Below are 17,363 nucleotides of genomic sequence, written 5' to 3' on the forward strand. Positions count from 1 at the left end.
CAGCCGGACGCGGCCAGATCGTGCACGACGAGGCGGGCGACGAGCCGCGCGTAGGTCACGACGTCCAGCCGCACCGCGTTCGTCGCGGTGATCGTTGTCCCCGGGGCAGTGCCGGACCTCGCCGTGCCACTCGAATCCCGGGCCGGACCGGACGGGCGGCTCCGTCTTCATGTTTTCCTTCAGTTTCTCCCCTGGCGTGATCCGGGAAATCCGGACAACACGAAAATGTTTCAAGACTGCCGGAAAACCCACGAGAAGCGACATAATCACCTCGACCGGACCGAAGCCCCGACTCGCCGACCGGCCGGACGCGGAAATACCGCAATTGGCCGTTTCCTCCCGGGAAGCCCTCCGCGTGAGCTTCCCGAGGCCACCGGCACCAACCGGCAGACCTGCGGAAAACTTCGGAAGAGCAGTCGCGCATCCGCCGAACAGCGCAACGACGCCAGCCGTCTGCCGCGAAACTCACCTCGATGGCACAAACTCACGACCCGAGACGGCAATTCCCTCGAAAGTGCCATCAATCCCGCGAAGCAGCGCTTGCATATTCCGATTCGGCACATAATGTCACCGAATTCGAGGACCAACGAAACTTGACGGCCGCCCGAAGCGGACGCGGCGGGGCCGGAGCGGATGCGGACACCGCCTCCGCGCAGCGACTCCGCATCACTCCTTGTGCCACGGATTTCACCCCAGCGGACCAGCTTCACCTCCGCCAACAGGGGAATCCGGCCCCCGAAAGCGGGGAATTCCTGGTAACATCGCCCGTGCGGAGGATCGGTTTGCGGTAAATGCACGACGACGATCAGACTTCACCGGAACCCTTCGCCGGATAGTCCCGGATCCGTCGACAACCGCCACTGGCTGTTGAAAAACAAAGGGCATTCACGGCGTAAGTCCCCTTTGCCAGATTAATGGTCCTTTACGTGGTCTAGACCTCAATCTCGACTCGTGCCGCATTTGTCAACCGCGACTCGCATCGAACAGGTCACGAAATTGTCAACACCGACGTCCGTAGGTTACGTCGGCGTTACATCCACCGATCATTAGGAATATGGATCTCACCGAGTACCCGACCGCCCGCCCCGGTCCGGCACCCGACACCGAAGAAGCATTCGCCCAGGTGATGGCCGATGTCACCGGGCAGGAAAACGTGTCGGTCGACAGCAACTTCTTCGCCGATCTCGGGGCGAACTCGCTCGTGATGGCACAGTTCTGCGCGCGAGTGCGCAAGCGTGCCGATCTTCCCGCCGTCTCCATCAAAGACATTTACCGGAATCCGACCATCGCCGGTCTCGTCTCCGCTTTGGCCGAGACCGAGGAGATCCCGGCCGACGCACCGGCTCCCGCCCCCGCGGAGCCGCCGAAGCGGGCGAGCCGGCTCGAATACTTCGGCTGCGGGATACTGCAGCTGCTGGCCTTCTTCGCCTATTCGTACCTCGTGGCCCAGGTGCTCGGCATCGGCACCGGCTGGATTCTCGCCGGCACCGGCGTGTTCGACACCTACCTGCGCTCGGTGCTCTTCGGCACCGTGGTGCTGGCGGTGCTGTGCACCCTCCCGATCGCGCTCAAATGGATCCTCGTCGGCCGCTGGAAGCCCGGGGAGATCCGCACGTGGAGCCTCGGCTACGTCCGGTTCTGGGTGGTCAAGACGCTCGTCCAGCGGAACCTGCTGGTCCCGTTGTTCGTCGGCTCCCCGCTCTACTCGCTGTACCTGCGGGCGCTGGGCGCGAAGATCGGCAAGGGCGTCACGATCTTCTCGCGGTTCGTCCCGGTGTGCACCGATCTGCTCACCGTCGGGGAAGGCGCGGTGATCTGCAAGGACACCTACTTCACCACCTATCGCGCACAGGACGGCGTGATCCGGACCGGCCCGGTCGCGATCGGCGCGCACTCCTACGTCGGCGAGATGTCCGTCCTCGACATCGAAACCCGGCTCGGCGCCCATGCCCAGCTCGGGCACGCCTCGTCCCTTCACTCCGGGCAGACGGTTCCGGAGGGGCAGAGCTGGCACGGCGTCCCCGCTGTCCCCGCCGACGTGCACTACCGGCGGGTCGAACCGCGCGCCTGCGGCAGCGTCCTGCGGGCGCTGTTCGCCGTGCGCCAGACCCTGACCGCCGTCTTCCTGCTGGCCCCGGTGGTGCTCGGCCTGCTCGGCTTCGTGCTGAACACCCTGCCGAACCTCAGCCCGGCGATGGGACTCGGCACCGCCGTCCTGGACTTCACCTACCTGAATTTCTACTGGAAGGCCCTCGCCGTCTCGTTCGTCCTGTACTTCGGCCTGCGGCTGACCGGTTTCCTGATCGTCACGTTCGTGCCGCGGCTGCTGAACCTGGCGCTCAAGCCCGGCGAGGTCTACCGCCTCTACACCTTCCGCTACACCGCGCACCGCGCCATCCGCGTGCTCACCAACCTGCGCTTCTTCAAGACGCTCTTCGGCGACAGCTCGGCCGTCGTGCACTACCTGCGCGCGCTGGGCTGCAAGGTGTCCAAGAAAGAGCAGACCGGGTCCAACTTCGGGCTCGACGAGAAATACGAGAACCCGTTCCTCTTCTCCTCCGGCGCGGGCACGATGGTCGCCGACGGCCTGTCGGTGATCAACGCCGAGTACACCAGCACCTCGTTCCGGCTGTCCCGGGTGCACGTCGGGGCGCAGAACTTCCTCGGCAACCACGTCGCCTACCCCGCCGGGGCGAAGACCGGCGACAACTGCCTGCTGGCCACCAAGGTCCTGGTCCCGCTCGACGGCCCGGTGCGCGAGGGCGTCGGCCTGCTCGGCTCCCCCAGCTTCGAAATCCCGCGCTCGGTGGAGCGCGACAGCCAGTTCGACCACCCGAAGACGCCGGAGGAGTTCCGCCGCCGGCTGGCCGCCAAGACCCGGCACAACGCCGGGGGCATGCTGCTGTACGCCCTGTCCCACTGGCTGTTCTTCTACGGGCTGCTGCTGATGACCTGGGCCTCGGACGTCTACTACGACCTGATCGGCGCCCCGCTGTTCGCGATCGACACGGCCGCGATGCTCCTCTACGGCATGCTCTATTTCGTCGCACTGGAACGGATCACGGTGTTCATCCGGCCGCAGAGCCCGGTGTCGTGCTCGATCTACGACCGGCGGTTCTGGCGGCAGGAACGGTTCTGGAAAGCGGCCGCGGCGGGCGCGATCTTCCGCGCGCTCGACGGGACCCCGTTCAAGGGCGCGGTCTGGCGGCTGCTGGGCGTCAAGGTCGGCAAGCGGCTGTTCGACGACGGCGCGCTCATCATCGAAAAGACGCTGGTGCGCCTGGGAGACGACGTCACCCTCAACATCGGGTCCGTCGTCCAGTGCCATTCGCAGGAAGACGGCGGTTTCAAGATGGACCGCATCTCCATCGGCAGCGGCTGCACCGTCGGCACCGGCGCACTGGTGCATTACGGCGTGACGATGGGCGACGGCTCGACGCTCGCCCCCCATTCCTTCCTCATGAAGGGCACTGAGGTCCCGGACCGCGCGCACTGGGGCGGGAACCCCGCGAACGAAATCCGGGCGGTCCGCCGTCAGCTGGCGGGGAAATCGTGACGGAGCAACGACAACCACGGGAAGGACAATCCATGAGAACCGGACTGGGAGCGGGCCGCGAGCACTGGCGCGAAGTACTCACCGCCGGCGGCCGCACCAGCGTCCCGCGCTGGACGCTGGACCCCGGCTCCGCGATCGGCGACCACGAAACGCCGATCCCCCGGGGGACCGCCGCCGGCCTGCGGCTGCTGGCCGAACAGCTGCGCGTGCCGCTGAGTTCGGTGCTGCTCGCCGCGCACGCCAAGGTGCTCGCCGCGCTTTCGGGCGAGCCCGAGGTGTGCACCGGCTACGTCGCCGGGCCCGGCGGAGCGCCGCTGCCCTGCCGGCTGAGCACCGAACCCGGCACCTGGCGCGAACTGATCGAGCACACCGCGGAGATCGACGCGCAGACGTGCGCGTTGCGGGACTTCCCGGTGGACGAACTGCGCACCGAACTCGGCATCATCGCGCCGCCGTTCGAAACGGTTTTCGACCCGACCGGCACCGCCGGGGACCTCGCCGGGGACACCGTGCTGCAGCTGGACGTGTCGCCGGACCTGGAGACGCTCCGGCTGCGCTTCCGCACCGAGGTGCTGGATTCCGAAGCCGCCGAACGCGTCCTCGGCTACCACTTGAGCGCGCTCATGCTGATCCGCACGGACGTCACCGCGCCGCACAGCGAGACGACGCTGCTGTCGTCCGCGGAGCTCAAGCTGCAGCTGGAAGGCCTCGCCGGGCCGCACGTCGAAGTGCCGGACCTGCGCTGCCACGAGCTGTTCCAGCGCGGCGTCGCCCGGCACCCGGACGCGATCGCGGCGGTGCACGGCGACCGGCAGTGGACGTACCGGGAGCTCAACGGGCGCGCGAACCGCCTGGCGAGGGCGCTGATGGCGCGCGGGCTGCGGCGTGAGGGCGTCGTCGCGGTGGTGACCGAACGCAATCTGGACTGGATGGCCGCCGTGCTCGCGGTGTTCAAGGCGGGCGGCGTCTACCTGCCCATCGAGCCGCATTTCCCGACCGACCGGATCGCGACCACGCTGCGCCGGGCCGACTGCGAACTGGTGCTGACCGAACCGGGCAGCACGACCACGCTGCGCAAGGCGGTCGAATCGCTGCCCGGCGTGCGCACCTTGTTCGTGGACGCCGCGTACGAGGAGGACCACTCCGAAGAAGACCTCGGCATCGCCGTCGATGCCGGCCAGCTCGCCTACATCTACTTCACCTCGGGCTCCACGGGCGAGCCGAAGGGCGCGATGTGCGAGCACGCCGGGATGGTCAACCACCTCTACGCCAAGATCAACGACCTCGGCATCACCGAGGAGTCGGTGGTGGCGCAGGTCGCGCCGCAGTGCTTCGACATCTCGCTGTGGCAGCTGGTCTCCGCGCTGCTGGTCGGCGGGAGGACGCTGCTGATCGAGCAGGACGTGATCCTGGACGCCGACCGGTTCGTGGACCGGCTCGGCAGCGGCGGGGTTTCGGTGCTGCAGGTCGTGCCCTCCTACCTCGAGGTCGTCCTGTCCGCGGTGGACAAGAACCCGGTCGCGCTGCCGGATCTGCGCTGCGTCTCGGTGACCGGCGAGGCGCTCAAGACCGAACTGGCCCAGCGCTGGTTCGCCGCGATGCCGGACGTCAAGCTGGTCAACGCCTACGGCCTCACCGAAACCTCGGACGACACCAACCACGAGGTGATGGACCGCGCGCCGGCGCGGGAGCGGGTGCCGCTCGGGCCGCCGGTGCAGAACGTGCGCGTCTACGTCGTCGACGAGAAGCTCGACCCGGTCCCGCTCGGCGCGCCCGGCGAGATCGTGTTCTCCGGGGTGTGCGTGGGCCGCGGCTACATCAACGACCCCGAGCGCACCGCGCGGGCGTTCACCTCCGACCCGCACCGCCCGGACGCCCGGCTCTACCGCAGCGGCGACCACGGCCGCTGGCTGCCCGAGGGCAAGCTGGAATTCCTCGGCCGGCGCGATTCCCAGGTCAAGATCCGCGGTTTCCGGATCGAGATCGGCGAAATCGAGAACACGCTGCTGCGGGTGCCCGGCGTGCGCGACGGCGCGGTGGTCGTGGCCGAACGCGGGCAGAGCAAACGGCTGGTGGCGTTCTACTCCAGCCGCGAGCAGCTCGACCTCGAACTGCTGCGGGAACAGCTCGGCGCGGCGCTGCCCGAGTACATGCTGCCCTCGGCGTTCCATGGGCGGGAGCGGCTGCCGTTGACCGCCAACGGGAAGATCGACAAGAAGAACCTCGCCGCGCTGGCCGCCGAACTCGACGCCGCGGAAGAGGACTACACCGAACCGGTCACCGGCACCGAACAGCGGCTCGCCGAGGCCTGGGCGCAGGTGCTCGGCATCCGGCCCGGCCAGATCGGCAGCAAGGACCACTTCTTCGACCGGGGCGGCACGTCGCTGTCCGCGGTGAAACTGGCGATCGCGCTCGACCGCGCGGTCTCGATCAAGGACGTCGCCAAGCACCCGGTGCTCGCCGACCTGGCCGCGCTGATCGACAGCCGGTCCGGCTCCTCGTCCCGCACTTCCTGACTCCTGAACCGCGGAAATCGAAGGGATTCCACGATGTCGTTGTCCAAATTCCTGCCCAAGACTTCCCCGCCCGAGCCGGATTTCTGTCCCGGGCTGCCCGCGGTGCTGCGGGCCGAGGCAGGCGGCGACCCGGCCGGCTGGGCGAGCAAGCACCGGGAGACGGTGCGAAGACTCGTCGCCGAATACGGCGCGGTGCTCGTCCGCGGTCTCGGGCTCGCCGAACAGACCGCCGTCGCGGCCGTGTTCGGGAGGCTGACCGACCTGCTGATGACCGAGCGGGAGGCCTTCGCGCCGCGCGCGGCCTATCCCGGCGGGGTGCACTCCTCGACGGAATGGCCGCCGAACCAGCCGATGTGCATGCACCACGAACTGAGCTACACGCTCGAATTCCCGGGGCTGATGCTGTTCGCCTGCGTCAGCCCGCCGTCCTCGGGCGGGGTCACCGGCGTCAGCGATTCCACCGCCGTGCTCGCCTCGCTGCCCGCCGACCTGCGCGCGCGGTTCGAGCGCGACGGCTGGCTGCTCACCCGCAGCTTCAACGACGAGATCGGGGCGTCGGTCGCCGAGGCGTTCGGCACCGAGGACCGGTCCGCGATCGAGAACTACTGCCGCGCCAACCGGATCGAGTTCGAATGGCAGCCCGACGGCGGGCTGCGCACCCGGCAGCGGCGCGACGCGATCGTCGGGCACCCGGTCACCGGCCAGCCCTGCTGGTTCAACCAGATCGCCTTCCTCAACGAGTGGACGATGGCGCCCGAGGTGCACGAGTACCTGGTCGACATCTACGGGGCCGACGGGCTTCCGTTCAACACCCGCTTCGGCAACGGCGACCCGATCGGCGAGGACGTCGTGCAACTGCTCAACGAGGTGTACGAGGAGCACACCGCCGGTGAACCGTGGCAGGCGGGCGACCTGCTGCTGGTCGACAACGTCCGCACCGCGCACAGCCGGGACGCCTACGAGGGCCCGCGCGAGGTGCTCGTCGGGCTGGCCGACCCGGTACGACTTTCCGACTGCTCGCTCGCTGCCGAGGGGAAAACCCAGTGACCACGCAATCTTTCACCGCCGAATCCGCGTCGGCGGGGCCGGTCGCCGTGCCGCCGTTCGCGGTGATCTCCGGCGCCCAGGTCCAGCAGGCGCTGGCCGGGCGCGAACGGGAGGTGGTCGACCTCGTCGAGACCGCCTACCGGGTGCACGGCTCCGGCGATTCGGTCAACCCGCCCTCCTATTTCCTGCGCTTCCCCGACCGTCCGGCCGACCGGATCATCGCGCTGCCCGCCTCGCTCGGCGGGGAAACGAACGTCGCGGGCCTGAAGTGGATCTCCAGCTTTCCGGGCAACGTCGCCGCCGGGATCCCGAGGGCGTCGGCGGTGCTCGTCCTGAACGACCTGGCGACCGGTTATCCGTTCGCCTGCCTGGAAAGCTCCATCATCAGCGCGACCAGGACCGCGGCGTCCGCGGCGCTGGCCGCGGACCGGCTCAGCCGGACCCGCGGTCGTCCCCGGCGCGCCGGGTTCTTCGGCGTCGGCCTGATCGCCCGCTACATCCACACCTTCCTCGCCGGGACCGGCTGGGAATTCGACGAGATCAACGTGCACGACAGCCACCCCGACAGCGCCGCCGGGTTCCGCGGCTACCTGGAGCAGTCCGGGTTCGGCGGCGACATCAGCGTGCACGAGACCGCCGAAGGGCTGATCCGCGACAGCGATCTGGTGATCTTCGCGACCATCGCGGGGGAACCGCACGTGCACGATCCCTCGTGGTTCTCGCACAACCCGTTGGTACTGCACGTTTCCTTGCGCGACCTCGCCCCGGAGGTCCTGCTGGCGTCGGCGAACATCGTCGACGACGTCGACCACTGCCTCAAGGCCAACACCTCGCCGCATCTGGTGGAGCAGCGCACCGGCAGCCGGGACTTCCTGCTCGGCACCCTGGACGACGTGCTGTCCGGGCGGGTCAGCCCGCCCGCCGGCCAGCCGCTGATCTTCTCCCCGTTCGGGCTCGGCGTCCTCGACCTCGCGGTCGGCGCCTTCGTCCACAAGAGAGTGTCCGACACCGGCGGACTGCACGTCATCGAGGACTTCTTCCACGAACTGCGCCGGTACGGCTGAGCGCCGTCCGCCACTGAGCTTTGCCTGACGAGGAGAAAACTGTGCGAGTCATCACCGTTCCCGAAGCTTTCAACGAGGAGTCGCTGTACGTCGATCTCCGCTGGAGTTTCGGCTATTCGCTCTACCTCAAATGCGAGGGTTTCAACTTCGCCGGCTCCATCAAGCTGAAAGCCGCGACCGAGATGGTCGACGCGGCCGAACGCGACGGCCTGCTGCGGCCGGGCTCGATCATCGTCGAGTCGTCTTCGGGCAACCTCGGCGTCGCGCTGAGCATGATCGCGGCCAGCCGGGGGTACAAGTTCCTGTGCGTCACCGATTCCCGCTGCAACCTCGCGACGCGCCGCGCGATCGAGGCGCTCGGCAACGAGGTGCACATCATCACCGAACCCAGTCCCGAGGGCGGTTTCCTCGGGGCGCGCATCGACCACGTGCGCATGCTGTGCGCGTCGGACGAACGGTACGTCTGGCTCAACCAGTACACGAACCCGGACAACTGGGGAGCGCATTTCCACCGCACCGGGCCGGAGATCGCCGCCGCGTTCCCGAACCTCGACGTGCTGTTCGTCGGCGCGGGCACCACGGGCACCCTGATGGGCTGCGCGCGGTTCTTCCGGCAATGGCACCGTCCGGTGCGGATCGTCGCGATCGACAGCGTCGGCTCGGTGACCTTCGGCGGCCCGGCGGGCAGGCGGATGCTGCCGGGACTGGGCACCAGCGTGCGCCCGGCGATCCTCGACGAGTCCTATGTGGACGACGTGGTCCTGGTCGAGGAGCCGGATTCGGTCCGGGCGTGCCACCGGCTGGCGCGCAACGGGTTCCTGTTCGGCGGCTCGACCGGGACGGTGGTCAGCGGGGCCACCAGCTGGCTGTCCGAACACGACGCGCACCACCTGACCGCGGTGGCCGTCGCCCCGGACCTCGGCGAGCGCTATCTCGACACGATCTACCAGACCAACTGGCTGCAGGGCATCTACGGAGAGGACGTGCTTTCCCCGCAGCCCCGCCAGTCCGTCTGATCCGCGCGCGGCGGCGCACCGGCATCCTCCGGTGCGCCGTCCCCGGCGGGATCAGACGTTCTTCTGCCATTCCTCCCAGCTGAACCGCCAGTCGGTCCAGCCGTCGCCGGGTTTGAGGTCCGCTCCGGTGTCGGACACCGTCACGACGTCCCCGCGATGGGAGTTCTCGTAGAACCACTTCGCGTTCTCGACGCTGACGTTGAGGCAGCCGTGCGAAGTGTTGGAGTGGCCCTGCTGCCGGACCGACCACGGTGCGGAGTGCAGGAACTGGCCGGAGTTGGTGAGCCGCAGCGCGTACTTGACCGTGGTGCGGTAGCCGCCCGGCGCGTCGGTGGGGACGCCGTACGTGCTGGAGTCCATAGTGTAGGGAGACTGCACGGTCATGATCAGCATGGTGCCCGAAACGCTGCGCGCCGACGGCTTGCCGAGACTGACCGGAGAGGTCAGGACGAGCTGGCCGTCCTTGTACGTCCGCATCTGCTTTTCGTTGTCCGACACCTTCGAGATGATCGACGGACCGGTCTTGAAGGTGATCTTGCGGTCGGCCTTGCCGAACACCCCGTTGCCGAGCGCGCGGCCGGCGATCTTGATGTCGAGGGTGATCGTGGAGTAGGCGGGCCAGTACTCCTTGGTGCGGTAGTGCACCTCGTCGTCGCCGAACCAGCGCCACGCTCCGGTGGCGGGCTTGTCGGAGGCGACGGTGAGCATCTTCTCCGCGGCGGCTTTGTCCGCGACCGGCGCGGAGAACTTGATCGTGATCGGCATCCCGACGCCGGTGGTCTCGCCGTCGAGCGGGATCACCGACGGATACGCCTGCGCTTTGGCGGTCGCCGTGGTGAAGGTGCTGGTGCGGGTCACCGGGTTGCCGTCCGCGCCGGCCGAGCGGGCGGTCAGCGTGTATTTCGTGCCGTATTCCAGGGGTTCGCTGGTGTTCCAGCGCTGCTTCGCCGGGTCCATCTCGCCGGGAATCGCGGTGCCGTCCGCGGCCGCGACGGTGACCTCGCTGAGCGTGGACCCTCCGGCCACCGCGGTGACGGGCTCGCCGGGCGCGACGTCGTTCGAACCGTCCTTCGGCCCGAGATCGAGGGTCGCGGGCACCGGCGCGGCGCTGCTCTTCTTGTCGTCGCTGGTGCCGCGTCCGGGATCCGGTGCGGCCGTGCACCCCGCCGTCAGCACCAGCCCGGCGAGGAGCCCCGCGATGATCTGCGTTTTTCGGCCCAGCACCTGATCTGCCCCCGTTCGCGATTACTAACGGACATAGTAGTCATAGCGGTCAGGCGTGGAGCAGGGCGGGAGCCGCCGTCCACGCTCCGGCAACGAATTCCGGCGACTGCCTAGCCAACGGAACGAACGGCAACGCGGCCGACACCGCGTGCGCGAACCCGACCAGCCGATGGTGCCGTCCGCGCAGATGGGACCGTTCGTGGTCGACCACCGCCGCGAGTTCCGGCCCGGAGAGGTCTTTCGCGAGTCCTTCCGAAAGCGGCTTCGCTGACATTTCGCGGAATTGTCTGATGCCGGTACCACCGCACCGACGCCACCGCGAACGCCCCGGCCGCGCCCAGCGCACCGGATACTCCGACCACCTCGTCCAGATGCAGAACTTCGTGGTGGCGCAAGGTTTCGAGCCGCATCCACGCGACAAACCGCAGCGCTGCCTCGGGTCCCGGCCCGAACGCCGCCGCCACCGCACCGGCTCCAGCGGCGATCATGCTGCCCAGCAACAGGATCCACGCGACAAACCGCAGCGGTGCGGGCGTCCGCGCCCGCAACACCCGACGCAGAAGTGCCGGTCCGCAAAACCCCACGACCGCCGCGGTCACGACGAGCGCCGAGGAGACGATCACGAGCGCTTCCGCAGCCCCCGCCGCAACGCCTCCCGCTCCCCCTCCGACGCCGACCGCGCGAAATGCAGCAGCACTCCTTCGGGATCGCCGACGTCGGCGAGCAGATTCCGCATCGCGCGTGCCGCCGCTTCCTCCCGCGAGAGTGCCGGGGTGTAGCAGTAGGCGCGGCTGCGCTTTTCGCGTTCCGCCCAGCCCTTGCTGTGCAAATGATCGAGCACGGTGAGGACTGTCGTATAAGCCAGGTCCCGGTTCAGCCCCTCCAGCACTTCGCGGACCGTGCGCGCTTCGCCCGCGCGCCACAAGACGTCCATCGCCGCCGATTCCAGCTCGCCGAGTCCTTGCACGCCACGCATCCTAGGACTCGCTCATCCGGCTTCGTCAGCGGTTGTTTCCGGCTCGCCCGGGGGCGGACGGCGGCGCGCGGGGTCGCGGGCCTGGGCGATGCCGATCGCGGTCAGCAGGATCGCGAGCACCGCGAAAACAGCCAGCAGCGTCCAGCCGCCGGCAGCCGAAGCAGCGGCCGGAGTGGAGTGCACGCGGTTCCTTTCGTTCGCGGATTCAGCTGCGTCCGGTGAACCGGTAAGTCGGCCCATGCGATCCTTCGCAGTGCTCGGCCCGGGCCTCGTCGACGTGATCCACCTGCAGCGTCGTGTGGTCCAGCCGGTGCCGGGACCGCATGATCTCCTCGATCCCCGCCCGCACCGCGTGGCAATCGGCCGCGGGCCGCACCAGCACGTGCGCGGACAACGCCGGCTCGCCCGAGGTGATCTGCCAAATGTGCAGATCGTGCACCTGCACCACCTCCGGAACCGACGCCACCTGCTCGCCGACCGCCTCCGGATCGATCCCCGCGGGCGCCGCCTCCAGGAAAATCCGGCCCGATTCGCGGACCAGCCCCCAGCCCGCCTTCGCCATCAGCGCGGCGACCACCAGCGCCGCGATCGCGTCGGCGCGAGCGAACCCGGTCCACCACACGATCGCGCCGGCCACCGCGGTCGCGATGAACGCGTAGAGGTCGTTGAGGATGTGCTGGAACGCGCCCTCGACGTTCAGGCTCGAGCGGTTCGCGCGGCTGATGCACCAGCTCGCCGCGACGTTCACGACGATCCCGGCCAGCGCGGTCACGAGCACCAGCGCGCCCTGTACCTGCGACGGGTCGATCAGCCGGGTCACCGCCTCGTAGAGGAACCACGCGGTCAGCAGCAGCAAGGTGATCCCGTTGGCCTGCGCCGACAGGATTTCCGCGCGCTTGAGGCCGTAGGTGAACCCGCCCTTCGCCGGACGCGCGGCCAGCCGGATCGCGACCAGCGCGAGCACGATCGACGCGGCGTCGGTCAGCATGTGGCCCGCGTCGGTGATCAGCGCGAGCGACCCGGCGATCAGGCCGACGACCAGTTCGACGGCCATGAACCCGACGATCAGCACCAGCGCCCGCACCAGCCACTCGCGATCCGTGCCCGCCGAGACCCCGTGGCCGTGGCCGTGCCCCGTGTTGTGCTCGCTCACCCCGCACCGCCCCTGATATATAGTGAAACGTGCATGTATTGTCGCGCACGCCCCGGCGGACGTCCACCGCGGGTCACCCGCCCGGTTCGATCCGCACGCCGGGCCCCGGCGGCCAGCGCAGCGGATCGGTTTTGCGCTCCCCCGCCGACCAGGCCTCGAAGTGCAGATGCGGCCCCGTCGACTGCCCGCGGTCGCCCACCACGGCGATCACCTGCCCCGCCGCCACCCGCTGCCCGGCGGAGACCGAGTAACGGTTGAGGTGGCCGTAGACCGTGACGGTCCCGTCCTCGTGCCGGACGCGAACCCGCAGCCCGAACCCGCTCGCCGGACCAGCCTCGACGACCGTCCCGCGAGCGGAGTCCGGACCGGGGCGCCGATGGCGTTCGCGACGTCCAGGCCGTAGTGATTCGCTCCCCAGCGGGCACCGTAGTTCGAGGTGATGGTGTGGGTCACCGGCGCGTACACACGGGGCCTTTCGGCTTTCTTGCGCTTTCGCGCTCTGCCGGAGCCGCTCGCGCCGCCGCCGCGAACGCCGCCCCGCCCGCGCCCAGCCCGCCACGAGCCTTCCCGCGGGCCGCAGTGCTCCTCTCGATCTACTATGGCGGATAGTAGATCGAGTCTCAGTGTGCGGTGAGCCCGCCGTCCACGATCAGTTCGGTTCCGGTGACGAACGAGGATTCGTCGCTGGCCAGGAAAAGCATCGCGTGCGCGACCTCGGCCGGACTGCCCGCGCGGCGCATCGGCGTGCGGACGATGTCGGGCTGCTGGTCGCCCTGCTCGTCGAGGAGGTCCTGGATCATCGGGGTGGCGATGACGCCCGGATGCACCGAATTGACCCGGACCCCGCGCGTCGCGTATTCGACGGCGGCGGTCTTGGTCAGCAACCGCACCGCCCCTTTGGACGCCTGGTACGCGGCGGCCGCGCCGCTGCCGACCAGGCCCAGCACCGAGGAGGTATTGACGATCGAGGCGGTGCCGGAGGCGCGCAGCAGCGGCATCGCGGTCTTCATCCCGAGCCAGGTTCCGGTCTGGTTGACCGCGATCACCCGGTCCCAGTCGTCCGGCTCGGTCTCCTCGATGCCCGGCCAGTCCACGATCCCCGCGATATTGACCAGCACGTCTAGGCGGCCGAAGCGCTCTTGAGTCCGTTCGACGGTCTCGCGCCAGTTTTCCGGCGAGGAGACGTCCAGCCGGTCGGCCAGCACGTCGGTCCCCAACCGCAGGGCGAGCTTCTCCACCGCTGCTCGGTCTACGTCGGTGACCACCAGGCTGGCTCCCTCGCGGGCGAACAGTTCCGCGGTGGCTTGTCCGATGCCGCCGGTCGCTCCGGTGAGCAGCACGACCTTGCCCTTGAGCCTCATGAACATTCCTTTCTCCGACGGGATCAAGCCGCCGTGTAGCCACCGTCCGCGGCGACGACCGCACCGGTGATGAACGCGGACCGCGGCGAGGCCAGAAACCCGATCACCTCGGCGATTTCCTCCGGCTGCGCGACCCGGCCCAGGGGATGGGCGTCGCCGAAGGACCGCAGGTACGCGCGGCTGTCGGGCCGGAAAGTGTCGAGCAGGTCGGTCTCGATCACGCCTGGCGCAACGACATTCGCGCGAATTCCGTGCGGACCGCCTTCCAGCGCGAGCACCTTCGTCAACTGCGCCAGCGCTCCCTTGGACGCGCTGTACGCCGCCGCTTCGGCCATCCCGACCGTGCAGGCGAACGAACCGACGGTGACGATAGCTCCCCCGCCGTTGTCGCGCATCACCCGGAAGGCCTCCCGCGCATGCAAAAACGCGCCGCGGGCGTTGACGGACATCAACTCGTCCCAGTCCGCCGCAGTGGTCTCGGTGACCGGCCTGTTCACCGAACGCCCCGCATTCGCGATCAGAATGTCCAGACCGCCGAACCGTTCCACCGCCGTGGCCGCCGACCGCACCGCGACGTCCTCTTCGGACACATCGCCGACCAGCACGGCCACCCCGTTCTCGTCGGCGAACTGTTCCACCTCGGGCCGGATGTCCGTGGCCAGCACACGTGCCCCGTGCGCGCGCAGCCAAGCGACCGTCGCCGCACCGACCCCGCGCGCGGCACCCGTGACCAGGGCGACCTTTCCCGCCAATTCACTCGTCATGCCGTCCAGTCTCAGCGGCGACGGATCCCGTTGGCAGGACGTGTCGCACCCACCCAACCGCCGCCTACCCTGGTTCGCATGGGCAGTACGGAACTCGGCGACTTCCTGCGGGCACGCCGCGCACAACGCTCCCCGGAAGACGCCGACGTGCGCCACTCCGGCAGGCGCAAGGTCAACGGACTGCGCCGCGAGGAAGTCGCCGTGCTCGCCGGAGTGAACGTCGACTACTACGCGCGCCTGGAACAGGGCCGTGAAACCCACCCGTCACCGCAGGTGCTCGACGCCCTCTGCCGCGCACTGGACCTGGACCCCGACGCCCGCGAACACCTGTACCGCCTCGCCGGCGCCGCCTCGCCCGATCTGCCGTCCCCGGCACCCCAGACCGTGAGCCCCGAACTGCGGCAACTCATGGACAACTCTCCGCACGCCCCCGCTTTCGTGCTCGACCGCGTCCTGAACGTCCTGGCCGCCAACTCCCTCGCCGACGCCCTGTTCTCCCCGTTCGCCACCGCGGACAACCTCGCGCGCATGACTTTCCTCGACCCGGCCGGCCGGAATTTCTACGCCCGCTGGGACTGGACGGCCCAGGCCACCGTGGCGAATCTGCGCGCGGCAGCGGGAGACCCCGCCCTGCCGCGATTGGCGGCGGAACTCAGCGAGGGCAGCGAACAGTTCCGGGCGCTGTGGGAAACCCATCAGGTACGCGGGAAAACCCGTGAGCCCAAGCATCTCGTACATCCCGCGGTCGGGCCGCTCACGCTGACCTATCAGGCGTTCGACGTGCGGAGCGCGCCTGGGCAGCAGTTGATCGTTTATCAGGCTGAGCCCGGCAGTCCGAGTGCTGACGCGCTGGCGTTGCTGCGGAGCGTTCCGCTGCGGGTGCGCTGAATGACGGTATTCGTCATTCAGCGGTTTTAGAGGCAGCCTTCGACTTTGGATGGAGCGTGACGATCAACGCCGCCCAGTTCGAACAGCAACACCAGGATTTGGCGAAGAACGACAAGGCACTGCACCCGGACGACATCCAGCCGAACAGGCCGCAGCAACGGGCGGGCATTCGGGAATCTCCGCGAAACCGTCGGCCTTCCTCGCCATCGCTCGACGACAGGCTGGCGTTCCTGGCAAGGCATGCGGCGCGGACCGGCCCGTGTTCCCACGAAGCGGGCACTTCCGCGCCGCACGCCGGCCGCCGGGGCGCGCGGCGGTGCCCGAGCGCACTTGTCGCGCGCGCGTGCACCGGCGGCCTCCGGCCGGGGTCGTGCCGCCCGGGGGAAAGCGGCACGGGCACGGCCGGGGCCTCGGCGGGGTTACTTCGTGACGATCTTCTGGCCGACCAGGATCAGGTTGGCGTCCGTGATGAACTTCTGGTTCAGCTGCTGCAGGTGCTGCCAGCCGCCGTCCACGTCGAGGTTCTTCGCGATGCCGGAGAGGGTGTCGCCCGCGGCGACGGTGTAGCTGCCGTCCGGGTTCGAGGCCGGCGCGGCGTGCTTCGGCGCGGACTTGACCTTCGTCTCGGCCTTGACCTCGGCCTTCGGCTTCGCGGCCACGGCCTCGACCTCGGCGGAGCCGCCGGAGGTGTCGCCGCCGAAGTTCGCGTAGCTCGCCGGGCCCGAGCCGCCGCGGCACTGCCACGGGGCCGAACCCTGCTTCGCGTAGATCCGGTCCGCGACGATCTGCTGCTGCGCGGGCGTGGCCTTGTCGGCCGTCGGGGCGAACTGGCCGCCGCCGTTCGCGAGCCAGGTCTTCGTGACGATCTGGAACAGGCCGGCGGGGCGGCCCGCGCGCTGGCCCGCCGCGGTGTTGTTGACCGCCGTCGGGTTGCCGCTGCTCTCGCACTTGACGATGCCGGCCTGCCCCGGGAAGGCGTTGGCCGTGCCCGCCCCGGCGAGGCCGATGCCGCCGAGGGTGGCGCCCGCGAGAGCCGCGGTCGCGCCGGTGCGCTGGAGGACTGTCTTCGTCTTGCTGGGTTTGCTGTGCCGTCCCACGGTGGGTGGGCTCCTTCGCTGTCACACCGCGCGGCCGTCCTCGTGCCTGGCCAGGCAGCGAGCAGCGACGGTTCGCGGCGGCTTCGGGTCGCTGATCCTCGGGGTAGATCGCAGGTCACCGCAAAAGCTCGAGAAGATTACGAAACGGAAACGGCAAGTGTACAGAGGCAGTGGGATCGGCCACAGATCGCCTCGGCGCGTAGCAGTCAGGCGACAGTGCGTCACACTTAGAGCAGGCTAGTTGGTTAATTAATCACGGCTCAACGGCAACGCTTCCAGCTCAAACGCAGGGCGAAACTCGATCAAAAACGGTAAAGTTGGCTAATTTCCTACCATCGGTGATGTCAGGTAGTTCTCTGCATCAGAGACGTTACGTTCGAGATAAACACGGGTTCGCCGCCCTCGTTCACTCCGCGCTACGGCACCTGGTCCGACCGGCACACCTCCCGCCGGAGCAGGCCCGCTCCCCCGGACGCGCCCGCCGTCCACCCGGCCGCCCCGGTCCGAACCAGCGGGCCAGCGGTCCAGACCACCGGCTTGGTCTGGACCACACCGCCCGCCGCCTCGCGGAGCCCGCCGCCGAAAACGCAGCCCGCCGCCCGTTCCCCGCGGAAAACCTCGCCGGCGACCGGACCCGGCGGCGAAAACGTCAGAAACAACCCGGCGGCCTCGATATTTCTCCCAGCCGACATATCCCCGAA

Annotated in this window: 16 protein-coding genes; 6 read left to right on the forward strand and 10 right to left on the reverse strand. The window is 68.9% G+C overall.

Going from position 1 to position 17,363, the window contains the following annotated elements; translation table 11 throughout:
- Positions 1–1,054: 1,054 nt before the first annotated feature.
- The 5 genes from ACZ7SW_RS16085 to sbnA are packed head-to-tail and all read left to right on the forward strand — an operon-like array spanning position 1,055 to position 9,199.
- A complete protein-coding gene (locus ACZ7SW_RS16085; RefSeq protein ID WP_470231158.1) occupies positions 1,055–3,556 on the forward strand; it encodes a Pls/PosA family non-ribosomal peptide synthetase in 2,502 nt (833 codons plus the stop codon).
- Positions 3,557–3,588: 32 nt separating this feature from the next.
- A complete protein-coding gene (locus ACZ7SW_RS16090; protein ID WP_470231159.1) occupies positions 3,589–6,072 on the forward strand; it encodes a non-ribosomal peptide synthetase in 2,484 nt (827 codons plus the stop codon).
- A gap of 33 nt (positions 6,073–6,105) precedes the next feature.
- On the forward strand, positions 6,106–7,119 hold the full coding sequence (locus ACZ7SW_RS16095) for a TauD/TfdA family dioxygenase (protein ID WP_470231160.1): 1,014 nt from the start codon (positions 6,106–6,108) through the stop codon (positions 7,117–7,119).
- Positions 7,116–8,183, forward strand: a complete 1,068-nt coding sequence (gene sbnB, locus ACZ7SW_RS16100) for a 2,3-diaminopropionate biosynthesis protein SbnB (protein WP_470231161.1) — start codon at positions 7,116–7,118, stop codon at positions 8,181–8,183. Before ACZ7SW_RS16095 ends, sbnB begins: the two co-directional genes overlap by 4 nt.
- A 41-nt stretch (positions 8,184–8,224) precedes the next feature.
- A complete protein-coding gene (gene sbnA / locus ACZ7SW_RS16105) occupies positions 8,225–9,199 on the forward strand; it encodes a 2,3-diaminopropionate biosynthesis protein SbnA (RefSeq protein WP_470231162.1) in 975 nt (324 codons plus the stop codon).
- Between the two features lie 51 nt (positions 9,200–9,250).
- On the opposite strand, the gene ACZ7SW_RS16110 is transcribed toward sbnA, so the two are convergent.
- The 8 genes from ACZ7SW_RS16110 to ACZ7SW_RS16145 form a co-directional block, all read right to left on the reverse strand.
- Positions 9,251–10,423 (reverse strand): L,D-transpeptidase, encoded by a 1,173-nt coding sequence (locus tag ACZ7SW_RS16110; protein ID WP_470231163.1) that lies wholly within the window; start codon positions 10,421–10,423, stop codon positions 9,251–9,253.
- Between the two features lie 49 nt (positions 10,424–10,472).
- Complete coding sequence (locus ACZ7SW_RS16115; protein ID WP_470231164.1) at positions 10,473–10,697, reverse strand: M48 family metalloprotease; 225 nt, start codon at positions 10,695–10,697, stop codon at positions 10,473–10,475.
- Positions 10,698–11,042: 345 nt separating this feature from the next.
- Complete coding sequence (locus tag ACZ7SW_RS16120) at positions 11,043–11,390, reverse strand: BlaI/MecI/CopY family transcriptional regulator (RefSeq protein WP_470231165.1); 348 nt, start codon at positions 11,388–11,390, stop codon at positions 11,043–11,045.
- A gap of 21 nt (positions 11,391–11,411) precedes the next feature.
- A complete protein-coding gene (locus ACZ7SW_RS16125; RefSeq protein WP_470231166.1) occupies positions 11,412–11,582 on the reverse strand; it encodes a hypothetical protein in 171 nt (56 codons plus the stop codon).
- A 22-nt stretch (positions 11,583–11,604) separates the two neighbouring features.
- On the reverse strand, positions 11,605–12,552 hold the full coding sequence (locus ACZ7SW_RS16130) for a cation diffusion facilitator family transporter (RefSeq protein ID WP_470231167.1): 948 nt from the start codon (positions 12,550–12,552) through the stop codon (positions 11,605–11,607).
- Between the two features lie 73 nt (positions 12,553–12,625).
- Positions 12,626–13,111, reverse strand: coding sequence for a M23 family metallopeptidase (locus ACZ7SW_RS16135; protein ID WP_470231168.1), 486 nt, complete (start codon positions 13,109–13,111; stop codon positions 12,626–12,628).
- 61 nt (positions 13,112–13,172) lie between these two features.
- Positions 13,173–13,919, reverse strand: a complete 747-nt coding sequence (locus tag ACZ7SW_RS16140; RefSeq protein ID WP_470231169.1) for an SDR family NAD(P)-dependent oxidoreductase — start codon at positions 13,917–13,919, stop codon at positions 13,173–13,175.
- Positions 13,920–13,936: 17 nt separating this feature from the next.
- Positions 13,937–14,677, reverse strand: coding sequence for an SDR family NAD(P)-dependent oxidoreductase (locus tag ACZ7SW_RS16145; RefSeq protein WP_470231170.1), 741 nt, complete (start codon positions 14,675–14,677; stop codon positions 13,937–13,939).
- A 78-nt stretch (positions 14,678–14,755) separates the two neighbouring features.
- Here ACZ7SW_RS16145 and ACZ7SW_RS16150 point away from each other — a divergent pair, with 78 nt between their 5' ends.
- The gene (locus ACZ7SW_RS16150; protein WP_470231171.1) at positions 14,756–15,565 is read left to right on the forward strand and encodes a helix-turn-helix transcriptional regulator; all 810 of its coding nucleotides are present in this window, start codon (positions 14,756–14,758) and stop codon (positions 15,563–15,565) included.
- A gap of 419 nt (positions 15,566–15,984) precedes the next feature.
- On the opposite strand, the gene ACZ7SW_RS16155 is transcribed toward ACZ7SW_RS16150, so the two are convergent.
- On the reverse strand, positions 15,985–16,662 hold the full coding sequence (locus ACZ7SW_RS16155) for a LysM peptidoglycan-binding domain-containing protein (protein WP_470231172.1): 678 nt from the start codon (positions 16,660–16,662) through the stop codon (positions 15,985–15,987).
- A gap of 416 nt (positions 16,663–17,078) precedes the next feature.
- Complete coding sequence (locus ACZ7SW_RS16160) at positions 17,079–17,354, reverse strand: hypothetical protein (RefSeq protein WP_470231173.1); 276 nt, start codon at positions 17,352–17,354, stop codon at positions 17,079–17,081.
- Positions 17,355–17,363: the final 9 nt, after the last annotated feature.

It is taken from the genome of Amycolatopsis sp. NPDC114484, from assembly GCF_055633755.1.